This window comes from Glycomyces harbinensis, from assembly GCF_900101745.1.
GTDB classification, from domain to species: Bacteria; Actinomycetota; Actinomycetes; order Mycobacteriales; family Micromonosporaceae; genus Glycomyces; species Glycomyces harbinensis.
Map to the genome: position 1 here is coordinate 535,177 of NZ_FNAD01000001.1, position 21,332 is coordinate 556,508.

Annotated in this window: 17 protein-coding genes; 6 read left to right on the forward strand and 11 right to left on the reverse strand. The window is 71.9% G+C overall.

Annotation, left to right across the window (positions count from 1 at the left end; translation table 11 throughout):
* Positions 1–3: 3 nt before the first annotated feature.
* The 4 genes from BLQ63_RS02320 to BLQ63_RS02335 are packed head-to-tail and all read right to left on the reverse strand — an operon-like array spanning position 4 to position 5,032.
* Positions 4–1,467, reverse strand: coding sequence for a rhamnulokinase (locus BLQ63_RS02320; protein WP_218125011.1), 1,464 nt, complete (start codon positions 1,465–1,467; stop codon positions 4–6).
* Positions 1,464–3,497, reverse strand: coding sequence for a bifunctional aldolase/short-chain dehydrogenase (locus BLQ63_RS02325; protein WP_091027685.1), 2,034 nt, complete (start codon positions 3,495–3,497; stop codon positions 1,464–1,466). The genes BLQ63_RS02320 and BLQ63_RS02325 overlap by 4 nt, the downstream gene beginning before the upstream one ends.
* The gene (rhaI, locus tag BLQ63_RS02330; RefSeq protein ID WP_091027688.1) at positions 3,498–4,667 is read right to left on the reverse strand and encodes an L-rhamnose isomerase; all 1,170 of its coding nucleotides are present in this window, start codon (positions 4,665–4,667) and stop codon (positions 3,498–3,500) included.
* Positions 4,664–5,032 (reverse strand): L-rhamnose mutarotase, encoded by a 369-nt coding sequence (locus BLQ63_RS02335; protein WP_218125012.1) that lies wholly within the window; start codon positions 5,030–5,032, stop codon positions 4,664–4,666. The genes rhaI and BLQ63_RS02335 overlap by 4 nt, the downstream gene beginning before the upstream one ends.
* A 300-nt stretch (positions 5,033–5,332) precedes the next feature.
* Here BLQ63_RS02335 and BLQ63_RS02340 point away from each other — a divergent pair, with 300 nt between their 5' ends.
* From BLQ63_RS02340 to BLQ63_RS02355, 4 genes are all read left to right on the forward strand, one after another.
* A complete protein-coding gene (locus BLQ63_RS02340) occupies positions 5,333–6,352 on the forward strand; it encodes a LacI family DNA-binding transcriptional regulator (RefSeq protein ID WP_218125046.1) in 1,020 nt (339 codons plus the stop codon).
* 88 nt (positions 6,353–6,440) lie between these two features.
* A complete protein-coding gene (gene arfA, locus BLQ63_RS02345; protein ID WP_091028614.1) occupies positions 6,441–7,946 on the forward strand; it encodes an arabinosylfuranosidase ArfA in 1,506 nt (501 codons plus the stop codon).
* Positions 7,947–8,128: 182 nt separating this feature from the next.
* A complete protein-coding gene (locus tag BLQ63_RS27605) occupies positions 8,129–8,929 on the forward strand; it encodes a CdiA C-terminal domain-containing protein (RefSeq protein ID WP_143014730.1) in 801 nt (266 codons plus the stop codon).
* A gap of 5 nt (positions 8,930–8,934) precedes the next feature.
* Entirely contained in the window at positions 8,935–9,411 is a 477-nt protein-coding gene (locus BLQ63_RS02355; RefSeq protein WP_091027703.1) for a hypothetical protein, read from the forward strand.
* A gap of 43 nt (positions 9,412–9,454) precedes the next feature.
* Here BLQ63_RS02355 and BLQ63_RS02360 read toward each other — a convergent pair whose 3' ends face one another.
* The 3 genes from BLQ63_RS02360 to BLQ63_RS02370 all read right to left on the reverse strand — a co-directional run bounded on the left by BLQ63_RS02360 (position 9,455) and on the right by BLQ63_RS02370 (position 12,936).
* Positions 9,455–10,528 carry a 3-deoxy-7-phosphoheptulonate synthase gene (locus BLQ63_RS02360; RefSeq protein WP_091027706.1) on the reverse strand — a complete coding sequence of 358 codons (1,074 nt, stop codon included), beginning with the start codon at positions 10,526–10,528 and terminating at the stop codon, positions 9,455–9,457.
* Positions 10,529–10,769: 241 nt separating this feature from the next.
* A complete protein-coding gene (locus BLQ63_RS02365) occupies positions 10,770–11,471 on the reverse strand; it encodes a response regulator (RefSeq protein ID WP_091027709.1) in 702 nt (233 codons plus the stop codon).
* Positions 11,464–12,936, reverse strand: coding sequence for a sensor histidine kinase (locus BLQ63_RS02370; RefSeq protein WP_143014731.1), 1,473 nt, complete (start codon positions 12,934–12,936; stop codon positions 11,464–11,466). The genes BLQ63_RS02365 and BLQ63_RS02370 overlap by 8 nt, the downstream gene beginning before the upstream one ends.
* Before the next feature lie 108 nt (positions 12,937–13,044).
* Between BLQ63_RS02370 and BLQ63_RS02375 the strand changes: the two genes are divergently transcribed.
* Complete coding sequence (locus tag BLQ63_RS02375; RefSeq protein ID WP_091027718.1) at positions 13,045–13,659, forward strand: DedA family protein; 615 nt, start codon at positions 13,045–13,047, stop codon at positions 13,657–13,659.
* Positions 13,656–14,249, forward strand: coding sequence for a hypothetical protein (locus tag BLQ63_RS02380; protein ID WP_091027722.1), 594 nt, complete (start codon positions 13,656–13,658; stop codon positions 14,247–14,249). The genes BLQ63_RS02375 and BLQ63_RS02380 overlap by 4 nt, the downstream gene beginning before the upstream one ends.
* Positions 14,250–14,388: 139 nt before the next feature.
* Here BLQ63_RS02380 and BLQ63_RS02385 read toward each other — a convergent pair whose 3' ends face one another.
* The 4 genes from BLQ63_RS02385 to BLQ63_RS02400 form a co-directional block, all read right to left on the reverse strand.
* A complete protein-coding gene (locus BLQ63_RS02385) occupies positions 14,389–15,141 on the reverse strand; it encodes a maleylpyruvate isomerase family mycothiol-dependent enzyme (RefSeq protein ID WP_091027725.1) in 753 nt (250 codons plus the stop codon).
* Between the two features lie 66 nt (positions 15,142–15,207).
* Positions 15,208–16,836: an allophanate hydrolase gene (atzF, locus tag BLQ63_RS02390; RefSeq protein WP_419774923.1), complete on the reverse strand. Its 1,629-nt coding sequence runs from the start codon at positions 16,834–16,836 to the stop codon at positions 15,208–15,210.
* A 149-nt stretch (positions 16,837–16,985) separates the two neighbouring features.
* Positions 16,986–20,561, reverse strand: coding sequence for an urea carboxylase (gene uca / locus BLQ63_RS02395; RefSeq protein ID WP_091027729.1), 3,576 nt, complete (start codon positions 20,559–20,561; stop codon positions 16,986–16,988).
* A gap of 31 nt (positions 20,562–20,592) precedes the next feature.
* The gene (locus BLQ63_RS02400) at positions 20,593–21,303 is read right to left on the reverse strand and encodes a GntR family transcriptional regulator (RefSeq protein WP_091027734.1); all 711 of its coding nucleotides are present in this window, start codon (positions 21,301–21,303) and stop codon (positions 20,593–20,595) included.
* Between the last annotated feature and the right edge of the window lie 29 nt (positions 21,304–21,332).

Here is a 21,332-nt window from a genome sequence, read left to right on the forward strand (position 1 = left end):
TATTCAGTTGCTCCCAACGGGGAGGGTCTGGAGCCGCGAGGCGGCGTCTTCCCAAGGGCGCGTGGACCCTTGGGGGGTGTGGCGGCGGGGCCGGGCCGAGGCGGCCGCGGCTGCGCGGCGCGCGGCCGGGCCGGGTGCGATGAGGCCGAGGGCCTGGGCCTGGACGAGGGCGTTGCCCAGGGCGGTGGCCTCGTCGGGTCCGGCGAGCACCGTGCGCCCGGTGGCGTCGGCGGTCCACTGGCACAGCGGGGTGTTGTTGGCGCCGCCGCCGACGATGTGGATCGTCTGGACCGCTTCGCCGGTGAGGGCTTCGAGCGCGTCGATGGCGCGGCGGTGGGCGAGGGCGAGGGAGTCCAGGACGCAGGCGGCGACCTGGGCGGGGCTCTGGGGTACGGGCTGGCCGGTCTCGTCGCAGTAGGCGCGGATGCGGCCGGGCATGTCGCCGGGTTCGGCGAAGCGCGGGTCGTCGGGGTCGACGACGCTGCGCAGGCGCGGGGCCGCGGCGGCGTCCTCGAGCAGTGCGGCGAGGTCGATGTCGAGGCCGTCGCGGCGCCAGGCGGCGAGGGACTCGTTGAGCAGCCACAGTCCGGCGACGTTGCGCAGGAAGCGGATCGAGCCGTCCGTGCCGCGTTCGTTCGTGAACCCGGCCTCGAGTGCGGCGCCGGTGGTGACGGGGGTGTCGCGTTCGACGCCGACGAGCGACCAGGTGCCGCAGGAGATGTAGGCCGCGCCGTCGCCTTCGTAGGGGACGGCGGCGACCGCGGCGGCCGTGTCGTGGCTGGCGGTCGCGACCACTCGTGTACCGGAGGTCAGGCCGGTCGCGGCGGCGACTTCGGGAAGGAGGCCTCCGAGGACGGTGCCGGTGGGCGTGATCGAACCCAGGAGCGCGGGGTCGACGCCGGCGGCCCGGCACAGGTCCGCGTCCCACGTGCCGGTGGCGAGGTCGACCAGGCCGGTGGTGGAGGCGTTCGTCGCCTCGCAGGCCATGGTCCCGGTGAGCCAGTATCCGAGCAGGTCGGGCACGAGCAGGAGCCGTTCGGCCGCGGCGAGGCGCGAGGGGTCCTCGGCCGCGAGCTGGAACACGGTGTTGAACGGCTGGTGCTGGATGCCGGTGCGCGCGAACAGGTCCGCGGGGTCCGTCCCGGCCAGGAGGCGGTCCCTCGCGGGGGCGTTGCGGGCGTCGCGGTAGCAGACGGGGTTGCCGATCAGGTGCCCTGCGGCGTCGATCAGGCCGTAGTCGACCGCCCAGGAGTCGACCCCGATCGCGGCCGCGTCGCCGAGCGGGCGCAACCCGTCCAGGACGCTCGCCCACAGGCCGAGCACGTCCCAGTACAGGCGCCCGCGCACGGCGACCGAGCGGTTGGGAAACCGCGAGACTTCGGACAGGTCGAGGCGGCCGTCGTGGACGCGGGCGGCGATGACGCGCCCCGAGGACGCGCCGAGGTCGACCGCGGCGAGGACCTTCACCGCAAGAATCCCTGCGGGTTACCCGAGTCGACCGGCACGTGCACACCGGTGGTCAGGCCCAGGTCGGGGCCGACCAGCGCGTACACCGCGTCGGCCACCGAGGAGGGCAGGACCTCGCGCTTGAGCAGGGTCCGGCCCGCGTAGTACTTGCCCAGCTCGGACTCCTCGACGCCGTAGACGGCGGCGCGCTCGGCGCCCCAGCCGGAGGCGAAGATCCCCGAGCCGCGCACGACCCCGTCGGGGTTGACGCCGTTGACGCGGATGCCGTGCTCGCCGAGTTCGGCCGCGAGCAGGCGCACCTGGTGGGCCTGGTCGGCCTTCGTCGCGGAGTAGGCGATGTTGTTGGGGCCGGCGAACACCGAGTTCTTCGACGCGATGTAGACGATGTCCCCGCCCAGGCCCTGGGCGATCATGATCCGCGCGGCCTCGCGCGAGACGAGGAAGGAGCCCTTGGCCATGACGTCGTGCTGGAGGTCCCAGTCCGCGGCCGTGGTGTCCAGCAGCGGCTTCGACAGCGAGAGCCCGGCGTTGTTGACGACCAGGTCGACCCCGCCGAAGGCGAGGGCCGCGGCGTCGAGCGCCGCGGTGATCGCGGCCTCGTCGGTCACGTTGCACGCCACGCCCACGGCCGCGTCCGCGTTGCCGATGTCCGCGGCCGCGCCGGCGGCCTTGGCCTGGTCGAGGTCGGCGATGACGACGCACGCGCCCTCGGCGGCGAGGCGCTCGGCCGTGGCCTTGCCGATGCCGCCGGCCGCGCCGGTCACGAACGCGACGCGCCCCGCCAGGGGCTTGGGCTTGGGCAGGCGCTGGAGCTTGGCCTCTTCGAGCGACCAGTACTCGATGCGGAACTTCTCGGACTCGTCGATCGGCGCGTAGGTGGAGAGGGCCTCGGCGCCGCGCATCACGTTGATCGCGTTGACGTAGAACTCCCCCGCGACGCGCGCGGTCTGCTTGTTCTGTCCGAAGGAGAACATGCCGACGCCGGGGACGAGCACGATCGCGGGGTCGGCGCCGCGCATCGCAGGCGAATGCGACTCGGCGTACCGCTCGTAGTAGGCGGCGTAGTCGGCCCGGTAGGCCGCGTGCGCCTCTTGGAGGTGAGCGATGACCTCCGCAAGGTCCTGACCCGGCTCGGTCCCCAGGACCAGGGGCCGGACCTTGGTGCGCAGGAAGTGGTCCGGGCACGACGTGCCGAGCGCGGCGAGTTCGAACAGCCGCTCCGAGGCGAGGAAGTCGAGGACTTCGGGGTCGTCGTTGAAGTGCCCGACCTGGCGGCGGTCGGTGGAGGCGAGGCCGCGGATGACCGGCGCGAGCGCGGCGGCACGGGCCCGGCGGGCCTCGGCGTCGAGCGGCGCGCGCTCAGGGACGGTGGCGCCGAACGGGTTCGCGGTGCCGCGCTCGGCGATGAACGCCTCGCAGCCCCGGATGATCTCGAGCGAGTGCTGCTCGCACTCTTCGGAGGTGGCGCCCCAGGCGGTGATGCCGTGGCCGCCGAGAATGCACCCGATGGCCTGCGGGTTCGCTTCCTTGATCGCGGCGATGTCGAGCCCGAGTTGGAAGCCGGGGCGACGCCATGGGACCCAGACCACGCGGTCGCCGAAGCACTCCTTGGTCAATGCCGGGCCGTCGGCGGCGGTCGCGAACGCGATGCCGGAGTCGGGGTGGAGGTGGTCCACATGCGCGGCGTCGACCAGGCCGTGCATGGCCGTGTCGATGCTCGGCGCGGCGCCGCCGCGACCGTGCAGGCAGTAGTCGAACCGCCCGACCATCTCGTCCTCGCGGTCCAGGCCCGGATACGTCCCGGCCATGGCCCGCAGTCGGTCCAGGCGCAGCACCGCGAGCCCGGACTCCTTGAGCGTGCCGAGGTCCCCGCCGGAGCCCTTGACCCACAGCAGTTCCACGTCGTCGCCCGTCACCGGGTCCGTCTCGGTGCCCTTCGCGGAGGTGTTCCCGCCGGCGTAGTTCGTGTTGCGCTTGTCCGCGCCCAGCCGATTCGACCGGGCGATGAGCGCGGCGACCGCCTCACCCATCTAGGCCCCCCAACCCGCGGCCTGGCCGTCCTTGCGGGCGGCGATGATCCCGGCCCCGTACCCGGTCGCCGCGTACGCGGCCATCGGGTCGGCGTCCAGGCCCTGCTCGACGCGCAGCTCCGCCAGGAGCGGGCGCACGTCGGTGTTGTACGCGTCCATCAGCACCGCGTTCGCGGCGAGCACGTCGCCGGCGGCCTGCGCCGCGGCCAGGGCCTCGCGGTCGATCAGGAGCGCCTTCGCGGTCGCCTCCTGCACGTTCATCACCGACCGGATCTGGCCGGGGATCTTCGCCTCGATGTTGTGGCACTGGTCGAGCATGTACGCGATCCCCGATTCGGGGCCCAGGACGTCCTTCGAGACGAGCTCGTGCAGGATGCGGAACAGCTGGAACGGGTCGGCCGAGCCGACCATCAGGTCGTCGTCGGCGTAGAAGCGCGAGTTGAAGTCGAACCCGCCGAGCTTGCCCTCGCGCAGCAGGATCGCCACGATGAACTCGATGTTCGTGCCCGGCGCGTGGTGGCCGGTGTCGATCACGACCTGCGCCTTGGGGCCGAGCTTGAGGCAGTGCGCGTACGCGGTCCCCCAGTCGGGGACGTCGGTGGTGTAGAACGAGGGCTCGAACAGCTTGTACTCCAGGAGCAGGCGCTGGTCGTCGCCGAGGCGCGCGTAGACCTCGGCGAGGACTTCGGCGAGGCGGTCCTGGCGGTCGGCGATGGAGTCCTGGCCGGGGTAGTTGGTGCCGTCGGCGAACCAGAGCTTCAGGTCGTTCGAGCCGGTGGCGTCCATGATGTCGACGCATTCGAGCAGGTGGTCGGTGGCCTTGCGGCGGACGCCCGCGTCGGGGTGGCAGACCGAGCCGAGCATGTAGTCGTCGTCTTGGAAGGTGTTGGAGTTGATGGTGCCGATGCGCACGCCCTGTTCGGCGGCGTGGGCGGCGAGCGCGGCGTAGTCCTCGACCTTGTCCCAGGGGATGTGGAGGGCGACGGACCCTGCGGTGCCGGTGTGGCGGTGGACCTGGGCGGCGTCGCTGATCTTCTCGAAGGGGTCGCGGGGGACGCCCTGCTGGGCGAAGACCTTGAAGCGGGTGCCGGAGTTGCCGAACGCCCACGAGGGCAGTTCGATGTTCTGGCTGGTCAGCACCTGCTTGGCGTAGGTGGTGCGGTCGCTCATTTGCCGGCTCCTTCACCCTGGGCCGAGAGGGCGGCCAGCTGGGTCTCCAGGTTGAACACTTCGGTCAGGACGTTGAACGAGTCGTCGGCCGCGGCGCCGTCGGTGCCTTCGAAGAAGGGGGCCATCTCGGCCTGCCAGCGCGCGTTGACCTCGGTGTCGGCCATGCGGGCGCGGGCGGCGTCGAAGTCCTCGGTCTCCAGGTAGCCCACGAGGAGGCCGTCGGGCGCGAGGAACAGCGAGTAGTTCGTCCAGCCGGTCTGCGCGAGGGCGCGGAGCATGTCGGGCCAGACCGCGGCATGGCGTTCGCGGTACTCGGCCATGCGCTCGGGTCTGACGCGGAGGGTGAAGCACACTCGTTGTGTCACAGGGGTTTTCCTCCTGGGGACGGCACTGTCGATGAACGCGGTCTTTTTGAATCGTTTCATCAGGGGTTGTCGATAAGCTAGAACGCGGAGACCCTTGTTGTCAAGCGTTTGCCGGGGAAAACTTTGAACACGGTTCGGTATATGCTCCTCACGCTCACCGTTCTTCGTTGAACCGTTTCAAATGCGGCGCGGCGATACGGTGGGCAGCGACGACCGCCGATACGGTCCGCGGGCGCGGCGCGCCCGCCCTCTCGTGTCCGGCCCGGCCCCTTGCCCCCCGATAGACTCCTTGAGGTGACCATGACCACTACCAGCATGAAGGACGTCGCGCGCGCCGCCGGCGTGTCGGTCGGGACGGTCTCCAACGTGCTCAACCGGCCCGAGGCCGTGGCCGAGGAGACCCGCTCGCGCGTGCTGGCCGCGATCAGCGACCTGGGGTACGTCCGCAACGACTCGGCGAGGCAGCTCCGGGCCGGGCGCAGCCGCACGGTCGCGGTCGTGGTGCTGGACGTGGCGAACCCGTTCTTCACCGACGTGGTCCGCGGGGCCGAGCCGCTCATCGAGACCGCCGGCGCCGTGGTGACGGTGTGCGACTCGGGCGAGGACGTGCGCCGCGAGCGGCGCCACCTGGAGATCCTCGAGGAGCAGCGGGTGCTGGGCCTGCTCATCACGCCGGTGGACGACTCGTCGGCGTCGTGGATCGAGCGGTTGTCGGGGCATGACATCCCGGTGGTCCTGGTCGACCGCGGCGCGGGGCGCCACCCGCACTGCTCGGTGGCCGTCGACGACGTGCACGGCGGGCGCCTGGCCGCGCGCCACCTGGTCGACGCCGGGCACGAGCGGATCGCCTTCATCGGCGGCCCGGCCTCGATCCCGCAGATCGCCGACCGCCTGGCCGGGTGCCAGGAGGTGTGCGAGGAGGCGGGCGTGGCCCTGGACGTGTTCGACACTCCCGGCCTGAACTTCGCGGCCGGGCGCGAGGCGGTCGAGCAGATGCTCGGACGCGCCGACCGTCCCACGGCCGTCTTCTGCGCCAACGACCTCGTCGCACTGGGAGCCTTGCAGTCCTTGACGATGCACGGGGTGAAGGTCCCCCAGGAGTGCGCGATCATCGGCTACGACGACATCGACTTCGCCGCCGCCGCGGCCGTCCCGCTCTCCTCGGTGCGCCAGCCGCGGTCCCAGCTGGGCCGCACCGCCGCGCAGCTCTTGTTCGACGAGATCGCCGAGGGCGCCGACCACACCCACCGCAACGTGGTCTTCCAGCCCGAATTGATCGCCCGGGCCTCGACGGCGATGGACCTCGAACCGCCGATGTAACGGTAAAGTAAGGCTCTGGTAGCGTCTCGGCAACCGACCCGCGAGGGTCCTGGTGAGCGATAACAACCAACCCTTCCGGGAGGCGATCATGGCCGATTCCCCACGAGCGCGCATCGAGTTCGATCCGCGTTTCACCGTCGCCGAGGTGCCCGAGCGGCTGTTCGGGTCCTTCGTGGAGCACCTGGGCCGGTGCGTCTACACCGGCATCTACGAGCCCGAGCACCCCACCGCGAACGAGGACGGCCTCAGGCAGGACGTCCTGGACCTCATCCGCGAGCTGGGCCCGACGATGGTCCGCTACCCGGGCGGGAACTTCGTCTCCGGCTACCGGTGGGAGGACGGGGTGGGCCCCAAGGCCGACCGGCCGCGCCGCCTGGACCTCGCCTGGGGCGTCACCGAGACCAACCAGTTCGGGCTCGGCGAGTTCATGAAGTTCTGCCGCACCGTCGGCGTGGAGCCGAACATGGCCGTCAACCTCGGCACCCGCGGACTCCAGGAGGCGCTGGACGTCCTCGAGTACGCCAACCACCCCGGCGGCACCTACTGGTCGGACCTGCGCCGCTCCCACGGCGACGAGGAGCCGTACGGCATCAAGCTGTGGTGCCTGGGCAACGAGATGGACGGGCCCTGGCAGATCGGCCAGAAGACCGCCCACGAGTACGGCCGCACCGCCGACCAGGTCGCCCGCTCCATGCGCTACATCGACCCCGAGCTCGACCTCGTCGCGTGCGGGTCCTCCTCCCGGGCCATGCCGGAGTTCGGCGCCTGGGAGGCCGAGGTGCTGGCCCAGTCGTACGAGTCGGTCGACTACATCTCGGCGCACGCCTACTACCACCCGCGCGAGGGCGACTTCGTGAGCTTCATGGCCTCGGCGCAGGACATGGAGCTGTTCATCGACGGGGTCATCGCCACGGCCGACGCGGTGGGCGCGAAGCTCAAGTCCGACAAGAAGATCAACATCTCCTTCGACGAGTGGAACGTGTGGTACCAGACGGCGCCGACCGGTGAGCGCCCCGAGCCGTGGGCGGTGGCCCCGCGCCAGCTCGAGGACGTGTACTCGGCGATGGACGCGGTCGTGTTCGGTTCGCTGCTGATCACGCTGCTGCGCCGGTGCGACCGGGTCACGGCCGCGTGCCTGGCCCAGCTGGTGAACGTGATCGCCCCGATCATGACCGAGCCGGGCGGCGCCGCCTGGCGCCAGACGACGTTCTTCCCGTTCGCCGAGGCCTCGAAGTTCGGGCGCGGGACGGTCCTGAACGTCAACGCCTCCGCACCGGGGATCGACACGGCGAAGTTCGGCGAGGTGTCGGCGCTGCACTCGGTCGCGGTGGCGAACGAGGACGGCTCGACCACGGTCTTCGCGGTCAACCGCGACCTGGAATCGCCGCTGACGCTCGAGATCGACGCGTCCTCGCTGCCGGGCGTCGGCGAGGTCACGTGCTCGACGCTGACCGATGCCGACCCGCACGCGAAGAACACGTTCGAGGACCAGACCCGCGTGGCCCCGGTCGCGAACGGGTCCGTAGCCGTCAAGGACGGCACGATCACGGTCGAACTGCCGGCGATGAGCTGGAACACGATCCGCATCGCCTAGTGCCGCAAGGAGGGCGGCACCCCGAGATGGGGTGCCGCCCTTCGCGCTGCCGCCGCCCGCACAGCGGCCGGCCCCACGGACCACCGGACGAAAGCACTCGAAGTTCGCCGTCCTGACAATTTCGAAGCGATCACATAGACTCAGCGTCACGCGCTCACTTCGATTTCGGGTGGTGGACCATCGTGTCGACGCTCAGCGAGCTGATCACTCGTCTTCGTGCATTGGTCGAGCACGTTCACGAGGCCCGGTCGCAGGTCCGTCACGCCCAGGATCGCACGCGCAACGCGCTGCACCTCGCTTCCGACGCCACCCAGGACTCGAGCAGTGCGCTCATAGAAATAGGCCGGAGCCAATGGCGGCAGGCCGTTGAGAAACTCACGGAGACCGACGCGCTCCTCGCCGGCGGGAACCGCGCTTGGGAGCAGTACATCGCCGGGACGCTCCTCGGCGGCACCGCCGGAATCGGTTTACCCCGCTCCGGGAGCGGCGCTGATGCGAACGCCCGCCCGCTGACGCGTCCCTCGCTTCCTCCCGACCCGGCCCGCAAGCCGGCAGGCGCTCCGACGAAGGTGGAGCGGGGATCGTCGGGGATCACCCAGGCGGGCATCAAGGGTGAGAACGACGCGGCGATCGTCCTGGCCCACAGCGGGTACCGCGTCAGGCAGAACCCTCCGCCCAAGCCCGACGGCAGAAGGCCGGACTATGCGATCGAGGGCGACTACTGGGACTGCTACACCGTGCTCCCCAGCACCGGCAACGTCGAACGGGTCCGCAAGTCGATCAAGAGCAAGGTCGATCCGAAGAACGGACGACCGCAGACCGGCCGCATCATCTTGAACCTCGACGCCGTCGCCGCCGGACGGCGAACCCCGATCGGTCCCGGCGAGGTCGAACGACTCCTCCGGAGAAAGCCCGTCTCGGGGCTCGAAGAACTTAAGATCATCAGAGACGATCGCGTCCACGACGTCGATCTGGGAGGTTGAGCAGGATGTCGACCCCGTACACCTATTATCGTCCTGCCGCCGACGAGCAGGAGCTCTCGGCCTACTTCGCTGAGCGGCTGGGTCTGGTCCGGTCCGTGGAAGAGCAGCCGTTTCCCCTGCAAGGCGACCGATGGTGGGTCGACACTTTCACGCCGGATGAGGACTGGAGCGGGGAAGCCGCCCGGATCGGCACCGACGAGCTGTTGATCATCACCTTCGAAATCGGGAAGAACCTGGTTGAGGACGAGTACCACCGAGCGCACCTCGACCTCTTCGGCGCCGTCGTGGACCAGCTCAACAGCACGCCGAAGCTCACCGGAATGCTGGTGCACGGCGACGAGAAGGTCCTGATCGAACGCTCGACCGGTGGGCTGACGATGCTGGCCCCCAGTCTCGCCGACCCCGGCGACTACAACTTCGGCGATCACCTCGCCCCGGTCCTGTCCCGCGCCGCTGTCGCGCCGCTCGACGATCTCGGCTGAGGCGGAGCGAAAGGGCGGCACCCGATCGGGTGCCGCCCTTTCGCTATGCGCGGCTGGCGCGGACGGCGGCGGCGAGTTCGGTCAGGAGCGCTTCGGTCTGGTCCCAGCCGACGCAGGCGTCGGTCACGGACTGGCCGTAGGCGAGGGTGTCGAGCGGGCCGGGTTCCTGGCGGCCCGGTTCGATGAAGCTCTCGATCATGAGTCCGGCGATGCCCCGCTCCCCCGCGCCGATGCGCTCGGCGATCTCGCGGACGACTTCGGCCTGGCGGACGTGGTCCTTGCCGGAGTTGGCGTGGCTGGCGTCCACGACGAGCCGCTCGGTCCGGCCGTGCTTGGCCAGCAGCGCGAGGGCGTCGCCCACGGAGGCCGCGTCGAAGTTGGGGCCGGTGCGCCCGCCGCGCAGGATGACGTGGCAGTCGGGGTTGCCGCTGGTGGAGACGATCGAGGCCCGGCCGGATTCGTCGATGCCGAAGAAGACGTGGTCGCCGGCCGAGGCGCGGACGCCGTCGATCGCGGAGGTGACGTCGCCGTCGGTGGTGTTCTTGAACCCGACGGGCATCGACAGGCCCGACGCGAGCTGGCGGTGGACCTGGCTCTCGGTGGTGCGGGCGCCGATCGCGCCCCAGGAGACGGCGTCGGCGATGTACTGCGGGCTGATGGGCTCCAGGAACTCGCAGCCGACGGGCAGGCCGGCGTCGAGGACGTCGAGCAGGACCTTCCTGGCCAGTCGCAGGCCGAGGGCGACGTCGTGCGTGCCGTCGAGGTGCGGGTCGTTGATCAGGCCCTTCCAGCCGACGGTGGTGCGGGGCTTCTCGAAGTAGACGCGCATGACCACGAGGAGGTCGGCGCTCAGCGGCGCGGCAGCGGCGGCGAGGCGGCGGGCGTAGTCGACCGCGGCGGCCGGGTCGTGGACCGAGCAGGGGCCGACGACCAGCAGGAGCCGGTCGTCCGCGCCGTTCAGGACGTCCTTGACGGCCTGGCGGCTCTGCTCCACGAGGGCGGCGCGGTCGGCGCCCAGGGGCAGGTCGCCGAGCAGTTCGGCCGGGGAGAGCAGCGACTCGAATTCGAGAACGCGCAGGTCGCGGGTCTGCGGTGAGCTGTCGGCTGGCGTAGTCATCGAGCAGGATTCCCATCTTCGGTGCGATGCGGGCCGCGCGCGGTGTGATACCCGGGGCCCGCCGTGAACGACGAAAGGCAGAGACCGAGTCTCTGCCTTGTTGGCTCCGGGTGTTCGTCTAGTCAGCGCAGGCGACTACCGGCTCCACCCGGAGCCAGCATAAAGCGCTGATAGGAACGAACTGCCATGGCTCGAACCGTAGCACAGGAGGCGGACGGCGCCTGGGCCCGGGAGGTGCGCCTCACCGGTCGGGGCCGAGGCCGGCCTCGTAGGCGATGAGGGCCGCCTGCACCCGGTTCTCGGTGCCCAGGGCGGTGAACAGCGAGCTGAGGTACTGCTTCACGGTGCCTTCCGCCAACTGGAGCGAGGCCGCGATCTGCGCGTTCGACAGGCCCTGCCCGACACCGGCGAGCACCTCGCGCTGCCGGGTGGTGAGGCCCTGCACGAGCGCCTGCGCCCGCAGGGACCGGTCGACCCGGGTACGGGACTGGCGCCGGATGAGCCAGCGGCCCACGCGCGGGGAGAACGCGGCGCCGCCGCCGGCCAAAGCCCGCACGCCCGCGATGAGGTGGTGCGGGTCGTCGGATTTGAGGAAGAAGCCGAGGGCGCCGAGCCGGATGGCCTCGGCGATGTAGTGCTCGTCGGAGAAGGTCGTCAGCATCGCCACCGGGGTTCCCGTCCCGGTCTGCTGGAGCCGTTCGAGGGTGCGGATGCCGTCGAGGCGCGGCATCTGGACGTCGAGCAGGATGACGTCGAGCAGCCGCCCGCGGGCCAGGTCGAGCGCTTCGGCCCCGTCGCCGGCCTCGGCGGTGACCTCGATGCCGTCGGCGGTGGCGAGGATCCCGGCGATGCCCGCGCGCACGAGACGGTCGTCGTCGGCCAGGAGCACGCGCACCGGGCCGTCCCGATCGGGCGTCGGGAGTTCGGGGAGCGGCTCAGCCATCGGACGGGATCGTATCAGCGGCGACGACCCGGTCGTCGGCGAAGCAGATCCGGTAGACGTCGACGCGTTCGGCGAAGCTGACGGACGCCTCGTAGAAATGGCAGGTCGCACCGGGAGGTTCGGGCAGGGCCGGGCTCGGGGAGTCGGGCATGTCCGTCGGCGGCAGCAGGCGCTCGGTCTCGCTGCGGGAGTCGCCGACCTCGATGGCCGCGAAGCGCTCGGGCGGCAGCACCGAGGCGACGGAGTTGTACACGGAATACCCGGTCGCGACCAGGACGAGCACGGCGAGCACGCCGAGCGGCGCCAGCCAGGTCTGCCGGTTGACCCGGCGCCTGCGGCGTTCGGCGTCGGCGGCCTCCTCGGTGAGCACGTGCAGCCGCGAAGGCCCGAAGTCGGCGGCGGTCGTCGACGGCACCGCCGCGCGCGGGAGCCGGACGGTGACGGTGAAGTCCTCGTTCGACGCCACGTCCAAGGTGCCGCCGAGGATCTCGATCCGGTGCCGCAGCGCGACGATGCCGTGTCCGCCCCGCCCGGACGGCGGGACCGGCGACGTCGCGTTGCGCATCTCCAGCACCACCTCGTCACCGACGAAATCGATCGCGAGATGCACGGCCGCGCCCGGCGCGTGCTTGGCCGCGTTGGTCAGGCCTTCCTGAAGCGCCCGCATCAGCGCCGCGTGCGTGTGGTCGTTGGTGCGGTCCGCCGCCTCCGGTGCGATGGTGCCGTGCACGGTGACGCCGGAGGCGCGGGCGCGTTCGATCACGTCGCCGATGCCGAGGCCGCTGAGCGACGCCGTGGCCCCGGACTGCCTTTCGGACAGCAGCGCGACGGTCTCGCCGAGCTCCTCGGATGCGGCTGCGGCGTTTTCTCGGATGCGCTGCAGTTCGGCTCTGGCGCGATCCGGCAGCGTCTCGTCGAGGGAGAGCCTGGAGGCCTGGACCGCGATGAGCGTCAAGCGGTGCCCCAGTCCGTCGTGGATCTCACCGGCCATCGCCTCGCGTTCGCGTGTCACCGCCTGCTCGACGCGGACCTCGTGCTCCCGCGCCTCGGCGAAGGCCAGGTCCCAGCCGCGGCGCACATGGCTGCGACGGGCGCGCGGCACGGCGACGGCCAGTATGGCCAGGAGCAGGCAGGAGGTGTAGGCGACGCCGAGCAGGAACCCGAGGACGGGATCGGACCGCGTCCACTGCCCCAGCAGCGTCGAGGCGAGCAGCGCGGTCCCCGCACCCGCGGCGACGAGCGGCAGCGGCGCCTTCGCCCATCCGATCAGGATGCCCGTCGCCGTCGCGGCCGCGATCACCGCGAGTTCGCCCGCGTCGAACATGGCCCAGCCGGAGATCTCCACGGTTCCCAGCTGCTCGAGCCAGTGCATGGCGAAGGTGAAGGCCACGCCCGCGAGCGCGGCCGTCACGGTCGCCGCGGTAAGGGCCCTCCTGCTCGAAGGGAGCGCATCGTTGTCGAACACCCTTCCAACATAAGGAGGGCCGGGCGCGACGCACACTCACTTTCGTCAGTCCCCCGCCTCGCTTTCAGCACTGCCGGGCACCGCCCCAGCCCTCATAGCGTTGGCCGCATGCTCGACCAGTTCACCCAGTTCCTCGACGTCGCCGCCGGACACGGCCCGGCGGTGATCGCGTTCGTCTTCGTCGTGTCCGCGGTCGAGGCGGCCTTCGGTCTGGGCGCGCTCGTGCCCGCCGAGTCCGCCCTCGTCCTCGCCGCGCTCGTCCTCGCCGGCAGCCCGCTGCTGATCGCCGCCGTGGCGGCGGCCGCCGCGGGCGCCTTCGCCGGCGACCATCTCGGGTTCGCGCTCGGCAGGAGGCTCGGGCCGCGGATCGCCCAGACCCGCGCGGTGCGGCGGATCGGCGTGCGGCGGTGGGACGAGGCGACCGGCTTCGTCGAACGTCGCGGCATCGCGGTCATCGTCGTTGCCCGCCTGCTGCCGGGCATCCGCACCCTGATCGCCGCGGCGGCCGGCGCCTCGCGCATGCGCTACCGGCGTTTCGCGGCCGCCACCGCCGCGGCGGCCCTGGCGTGGTCGCTGCTGTGGGTCCTCGGCGGCGCCGCACTGGGGACGGCCTTCATCGAGGTCGCCGACCGCGCGACGGTCCCGGTGCTGATCAGCGTCGCGATCGTCGTGGCGGCGGTCGTCACCGCGCGTGTGGTGCGCAGGCGGGCGGCGTCGCGGTGAGTGTCAGCCTGCCGGTCGCGGCCGTGATCGTGGCCGCGCTGATCATCGCCGATTTCTTCGTCCCGATGCTCCCCAGCGCCACCATGATCGCGGCGCTGGCCGGGTTCCTCGTCGGCGACGCCTTCCTCATCGCGGCGCTGATCGCTTGGGCCGCTTCGGTGTCCTGGCTCGGGGACGTACTGGGCTACCGCGTCCTGCGTCATGTTCGCGCGAGGATGCGCAGGCCGATCTTCAGCTCGGCCAAGGTCACCCGCCTGGAGATCAAGCTGCGGGCGACGCTCAGGGACCACCCGCGCGGGACGACCGTGATCGCCCGGTTCCTGCCGGCGGGCAGGACCGCGCTCGCCTGGGTGGCCGTGGCCACCCCGGACTACCCGCATGCGCGGATGTCGGCCCTCGCCGCGGGCGCGTGGGCCTCCTGCACGGTCGGCGTCGGGCTGCTCGTCGGCTGGGTCTTCGGTGCGGGGCTGCTGTCGGCGGCCACGACCGCGACCGCCGTCGCCGCGCTCAGCGTCGCCCTCGGCTGGTGGTTCAAGGGGGCCCGGTCGGGCAGCGGAGGCTTTGTGGACGGAGCGCGAAGGCGCGCGTGAGCCGGGTGGAACGGTCGACGCGGCGGCGATCGACGTGGAGGACGGTCCCCGATCTGGTCGCCGCGGTCCGGTTCGCGCTCATCGCGGCGCTCCTGGCATGGCAGACGCATCCGCTTGTCGCTGCCGTGCTCGCGGCGGTCTACTGGGCGAACTCGGCGATCAGGTCGTAGAGTGCGGCGGCCTTCGCCGCGTCGCCCTTGGCCGTGAGCGCTGCGACCGGCAGTCGCCGCCACAGCCACAGGAGGACGTCGCCGGGGCTGCCGTGGACGTCCGTGCGCGTGTCCGCGTGGATGCCGTCGGACACGCTCACCGCGCCGTCGTGAATCCGCACGGTCCAGGAGCGCGACCCGGCGTCGAGTCCGACCGTCAGGCCGTCGTTGGCCTTGAGCGCGTCGGCGGCATAGTCGCGGTAGGCGCGGCTGCCCCACTCGAGCATGATCGTGAGCATCTCGTCGATGCCGTCGAGCGCCAGCGCGTCGTCGACCGGTCCCGGTTCGCGCCCGGCGGCGAGTTCGGCGTCGGCGCGGTGGACGACGGTCTCGTGGGCCATGCGCCGGATCCAGAATCCGACGGTCTGGTCGGGCCCGTACCAGGTGTAGGCGAGGGTGTCGGGGCCGCGGGCGTCGAACTCGGCCGTCAGGTCGGCCAGCGCGCCCTCGAACTGCTCTGCCGGGCCGCCGGGCCGCTCGATGCGGAAGTCCTCCCCGGGGGAGCGCATGAGCCGCATCGACTGGATCTTGTGGTCGTAGGTCTCGGCGACGTGGTCGAGGAGGTCGGCGGCGGTCCACTCAGGACAGGAGGGGACGGGCGCGTCGGGCCCGGCGGCGAGCACGGCGGCCTTGAGCCGGGCGGCTTCGGTGGTCAGGTGGGCTTGGAGGGCGGGGAAATCCATGCGCAGATCCTCGCACGGGCATGCGACAGCGGCGGCCCGGCTCGGAGCCGGGCCGCCTCGGCCGGTTCAGGCTCGGCGGGCCCTCCAGCCGCCTACTGCGGTGATGTCCTCGCCTGCGGGTTCGTTGGCGACGAAGCCGGTGGCCCAGGTGCCGTCGGCGAGTTCGACCTTGCCGAGGGTCATCGGGGCCGGGAGGGCCGCGAGGAAGCGGCCGAGGGCGGCCGGGCTGAGGAGCCAGCGTTCCCCTGGGAGGCTCGCGCCGTCGCCGCTTCTGACGACCAGGGGTTTCGGGGGTTCGGTGGCGAGTTCGTACATGCGGTAGGCCGGGGCGGTGGCGACCTCGCCTGCGAGTCTCGCGCCGAGGTCGGTGAGCTGGTGGTTGAGGGGGAAGCCGGTCAGGTGGGCGCCGAAGACGACGAGTTCGGCCTCGGCCGGGGCGAACAGCGCGGGCGGCTCGCCCGCGGCCCTGGCGGCGAGGTCGATCGCGATCTGGTCGTGGAAGGCCGGGACGATGACGCTGATGCCGAAGCCCTTGGTGCCGGCGTTTCCGGCGGGGAGGGCGACGGCGGCCATGTCGAGGAGGTTCACGAAGTTCGTGTACGTGCCCATGGCGGCGTTGACGCCGATGGGGTCGGCGGCGACGTCGGCGAGGGTCGGATGCAGTGGCGCCGTGGGCAGTACGAGCGCGTCGAAGCCCGTCAGGAGGACCGCGGCGTGCTGCTGTGCGGCGCGCAGGGCCTGCTGGTCGGCGACGAGGTCGGCGGCGGTGAACTTGCCGGCGCCCGCGACGATCTGGGCGACGGTGGGGTCGGCGTCGGCGGGCCAGGCGTCGATGTGGGCGCCGAACGCGGCGTGGCGTTCGGCGATGAGGGCGCCTTCGTAGAGCAGGAGCGCGGCGTCCAGGAGCGGTTGGACGTCGATGGGGACGAGTTCGACCCCGGCGGTGCGGAACGTCGCGAGCGCGGCCTCCCACAGGGGCAGGAAGTCGGGGTCGAGTCCGGCCAGAGCCGCGGCCCGGGGGACGGCGACTCGGGCGTTCGGCGGTGCGGCGAGCGGGAGATCGGTGGGCCAGGGCCGTGAGGCGGGGTCGGTCTCGCAGGGCCCGGACATGATCCGCATGGCTTCGGTCGCGGCGCCCAGGTCGGGGGCGAAGACGGTGAGGCAGTCGTAGGAGGGGCAGGCGGGGACGACGCCGTCGACGGGGATGAGGCCGAGGCTCGCCTTGATGCCGATGAGGCCGTTGAGGGCGGCCGGGACGCGCCCGGATCCGGCGGTGTCGGTGCCGAGGGCGAGGTCGGTGATGCCGAGGGCGACCGCGACGGCCGATCCGGACGAGGACCCGCCGGAGATCAGCGCGGGGTCGGCGGCGGAGCGAACGGGCCCGTAGGGGCTGCGGGTGCCGACCAGGCCGGTGGCGAACTGGTCGAGGTTGGTCTTGCCGAGCACGATCGCGCCGGCCGCGCGCAGGCGTGCGACGGCGGTGGCGTCGCGGTCGGGCGTGTAGGCGAAGGACGGGCACGCGGCGGTGGTGGGCAGGGCGGCGACGTCGATGTTGTCCTTGACGGCGACGAGTCTCCCGGCCAGCGGCAGGTCCTCCCCGGCGGCGAGGCGGGATTCGACGGCTTCGGCCTCGGCCAGCGCATGGTCCTTGTCGCGCAGTGCGATCCAGATTTCGGGCCGGTCGACTTCGGCGATGCGGCGGTAGGCGGCCTCGACGCGCGCCGCGACGGCGGGCCGGCGGGCGCCGGGGCCTGCGGCCGGCGAGGTGCCCGCTGCGGCGGTCCCGTGGGCGGCGTCGATGGAGTTGTGATTCACGGCTTCCCCTGTCTTGTTGTCCGCGTGGCCTACTGCGTTGCGATCACGAGCAGTGGCGCGCCGGGCGCGGCCTGGTCGCCGGGTCGGGCCAGGAGGCGCGCGACGGTGCCGGTGACGGTGGACGCCACGGGCATCTCCAATTTCATCGCCTCCAGGACCACGACGGTGTCCCCGGCCTCGACCCGGTCGCCTTCGGCGATGTCGACGCGCCACACGCTCGCGGCCATGGGCGCTTCGATGAGGATCTCACCGGGGGCGAGGTCGATGGCGTCCGTGCCGGCGGGGGCGGGTTCGGTGTGGTCGCGGTCGAATTCGCCCGCGTCGGCCCACCGCTGGCGTTCGGCGTCGAACGCGGCGGCCTGGCGGGTCTGGAACGCGGTGATGGAGTCGCGGTTGTCGGCGAGGAGGCGCCGGTAGTCGGCGTAGGCGAACGTGCCGGGGCGGATGTCGATCTCGGCGCGCCCGGCGGCGAGTTCGCGCCGCGTCTCGGCCAGTTCTTCTTCGGTGACGCGTTCGAAGACGACGCGGTCGAAGAAGCGCAGCAGCCACGGCAGGCCGTCTTTGAAGGACGCGAGGTCTCGCAGGCCCGCCCAGATGGGGGCGGTGCGGCCGACGAGCTGGTAGCCGCCGGGCGAGTCCATGCCGTAGATGCACATGTAGGAGCCGCCGATGCCGACGGTGCCTTCGGCCGTCCAGGTGCGGGCCGGGTTGTACTTGGTGGTGACGAGGCGGTGGCGGGGGTCGACGGGGACGGCGGCGGGTGCGCCGAGGTAGACGTCGCCCAGGCCCAGGACGAGCCATTCGGCGGCGGTGGCGATGTCGGCGACGTCCCCGATCGCGTCGAGGCCGTTGATGCGGCGGATGAACTCGATGTTGGAGGGGTTGAACAGGGCGTCGTCGCGAACGTTGGTCGAGTAGCGGGCGATGGCCTCGTCGACGACGGCGTCGTTCCAGGAGATCGGCAGGCGCACTTCGCGGGAGGGCACGACCATGTCGGCGATGTCGGGCAGGTCCTGTTCGAGTTCGACCAGGAGCCCGGTGAGGGTCCGGATGGGGAGCACGTCGGGGTCGACGTGCAGGTGCAGGGACCGGACGCCGGGGGTGGTGTCGATGATCCCGGCCGGGCTCGCCGCGGCGAGGGCGTCCATGAGGGCGCCGACCCTCATGCGCAGGCCCAGGTCGAGGTGCATGGGGCCGTATTCGAGGAGGATCGCGTCGTCGCCGGCGCGGCGGTAGGCGACGGCGGGGCGGTCGCCGGTGCCCTCGACCTCGGCGAGGGTCGCGGTGTCGTCCTTCGCGCCGATGAGCGGGACGGGGGCCGCGACCGGGTCGGCGCGCAGGCGGTCGGCTTCGGCCTCGGCGACGGGCACGAACGTGACGGTGTCGCCGGGTCGCAGCTGCCCGAGCTTCCACCGGTCGGAGGTGGTGACGGTGAACGGGCACGCGAACCCGCCCAGGCTGGGCCCGTCCGGGCCCAGCAGTGCGGGCGTGTCGCCGGTGAAGTTGACGGTGCCGACCGAATAGGGGTTGTCGTGGAGGTTCGAGGGGTGGAGCCCGGCTTCGCCGCCGTCGGTGCGCGCCCACTGCGGGCGCGGCCCGTCCAGGCGGACCCCGGAGCGTCCGGCGTGGACCTGGACCGACCAGGTGGCGTCGTAGAGGCGCTCCATGTCCTCGAACGTGAAGTAGTGCGGGGCCGGTTGCGGCCCGGGCGTGACGGCGAGGGCCCAGTCGTGGCTGAACGTGGGACGCTCTTCGACCGGAACGGGGACGGGCAGGGCGTCGCCGGGTTCGGCGGGGACGAGGCGGTCGCCTGCGCGCAGTTGGTCGCCGGTGTAGCCGCCGATGCGACCGGGCGGGAACGTCGAGGCCGAACCCAGGAACACCGGCACGTCGAGGCCCCCGCGGAACAGGATGTAGGCGCGGGCTCCGGCGTCGGCGATCTGCCCGACCGCGAGCACGCCGCCGGCGGGGACGGCGACGGGCACCCACTGCTCGACGGGTTCGCCGTCGAGGGTCACCGGTGCGGGAGCGCCGGTCACGCACACCGTCACGGCCACGCCGAACCGCAGCGTCGGGCCCGCGATCGTGCACTCCAAACCGGGTACGCCTTCATCGTTGCCCAAGGCGCGGTTGCCGAGCCGGAAGGAGTAGTCGTCCATCGGCCCCGACGGCGGCACCCCGACCTGCCAGTACCCGATGCGGCCCGGGAAGTCCTGCACCGTGGTCAGTACTCCGGCGCTGACCACGTCGATGCGCGGGGACGTGTCAGTGATGGAGGCGATCGTGCCCGTGTCGTGCCGGACGGCCGCGACGCGCGCGTCCGCGCTCGCGGCCCGCAGCTGCCCGAGGTTGGTGTGGACGCCTTCGATCCTGGTGTCCGCCAAAGCGTCGGAGAGGGCTTGCCAGGCTTCGGTCCGGGTCGTGCCGGCGGTGATGATCTTCGCGAGCATCGGGTCGTAGGTCGCCGGGACCTCCACGCCCCGCTCGATCCACGTGTCCACCCGGGCCGATTCGGGGAAGTCGACGCACGTCAGGAGGCCCGCGGAGGGCAGGTGGTCGCGGACGGGGTCCTCGGCGTACACGCGCGCCTCCACCGCCGCGCCGGTCACCGGCGGGCCCGCGTCGGGCACCTTGTCCAGGAAGCCCGTGTCGCCGGAGGCGGCGCGGATCATCCACTCCACCAGGTCGATCCCCAGAATCCGCTCGGTCACCGGGTGCTCGACCTGCAGGCGCGTGTTGAACTCCAGGAACGACGCCTCCTCGCGTTCGGCGTCGTAGATGAACTCGACCGTCCCCGCCGACCGGTACGCGGCCGAACCGGCCAGCGCCCGCGCCGCCGCGTGCATCGCGGTGCGGACCGTCGCGGGAAGCCCGGGGGCGGGGGCCTCCTCGATGACTTTCTGGTGGCGCCGCTGCAACGAGCAGTCCCGGTCCGACAGGCTCACCACCCGGCCGAGCCCGTCGCCGAAGACCTGCACCTCGACGTGGCGGGCGCGGCGCACGTACCGTTCGAGGTAGACCGCGTCGTCGCCGAAGTTGTCGGCCGCCAGGCGCTTCACCGTCGCGAACACCTCGGCCAGTTCGGCACTGGAGTCGGCCACGCGCATCCCGATCCCGCCGCCGCCGGCCGAGGCCTTCACGATCACCGGGAAGCCGATGCCCTCTGCGGCGGCGACCGCTTCCTCGACCGAGGCCAGCGCCGCCGTACCCGCCGCGAGGGGCACCCCCGCGATGGTCGCGACTTCGCGCGCGGTCACCTTGTCGCCGAACAGCTCCAGGTGCTCCGGGGTCGGCCCGATGAACACGAGCCCGGCTTCGGCGACGCGCCGCGCGAACTCCGCGTTCTCGGCCAGGAACCCGTAACCGGGGTGCACCGCTTGAGCGCCGGTGTCCTTCGCCGCCGACAGGATCGCGTCCACGTTCAGATACGACTCGGACGGCGCGGCCGGACCCACGCACACCGCCACGTCGGCGTCCCGCACGTGCAGCGACGCCGCATCGGCCTCCGAGTACACGGCCACCGTCTCGATGCCGAGCCGGTGCGCCGTCGCGGTGATCCGGCGGGAGATCTCGCCACGGTTGGCGATCAGGATGCGGTCGAACACGACAGGCCTCGCTCTCAAGAAGGGAAGGGGTTCAGGGACGGACGGCGTTCGCCAGATGCGCCCAGGTCAAGGCCGCCTCCGCACGGCCGACCACGATGGACCGCGACGTCTCGATATGGCGCGTCAGGATCGCGGTCGCCTGCTCGTACCGGCCCTCGATGGCGCCCTCGGCGATCGCGATGTGCTCGTCGATCGTCGCCGCCATCCGCTCCTCGGTGAAGTAGTCGAACATCCGCGCCGGCCTGATCCGGTTGTTCACCACCCGCAGCGCCTCCGCGAGCTGCGCGTTCCCCGAGGAGGCCAGGAGCGTGAGGTGATAGCGCTCGTCGGACTCCACGAAACCGGCACTGGGGTCGGGCGGCGAGGCCCGCAGCCGGTACCACCGGTCGAGCTCGGGACCGAGCAGGTCCCGGTCGTGCAACACCTCCGGATCGGCCGCGGCACGGGCCAGGCCCCGCAGCTCGAGGGTCAACCGGACCTCATACAGGTCGTTGAGCTGGTCGATCCGCGGCCGGTACGGGTACAGCCCGTCGACCTCGCGAGAGACGAGGCCGTCGGCCGCGAGGCGGCTCAGCGCCTCCCGCACCGGCGTGCGCGACACGCCGTAGTTCCCGGCCAGGCGCTCCTCGCCGAGGCGCTTGCCCGGCTCGTACTTGCCGGCCATCAGGTCGGCGCGCAACGCCATGTAGACGCGCGCGGCGAGCGGCTCCTCCGAGTCGGGAAGCGCAGAGAAGTCGGTCATGAGCGTTCACTCCGGTTCGGGGAGAAGCG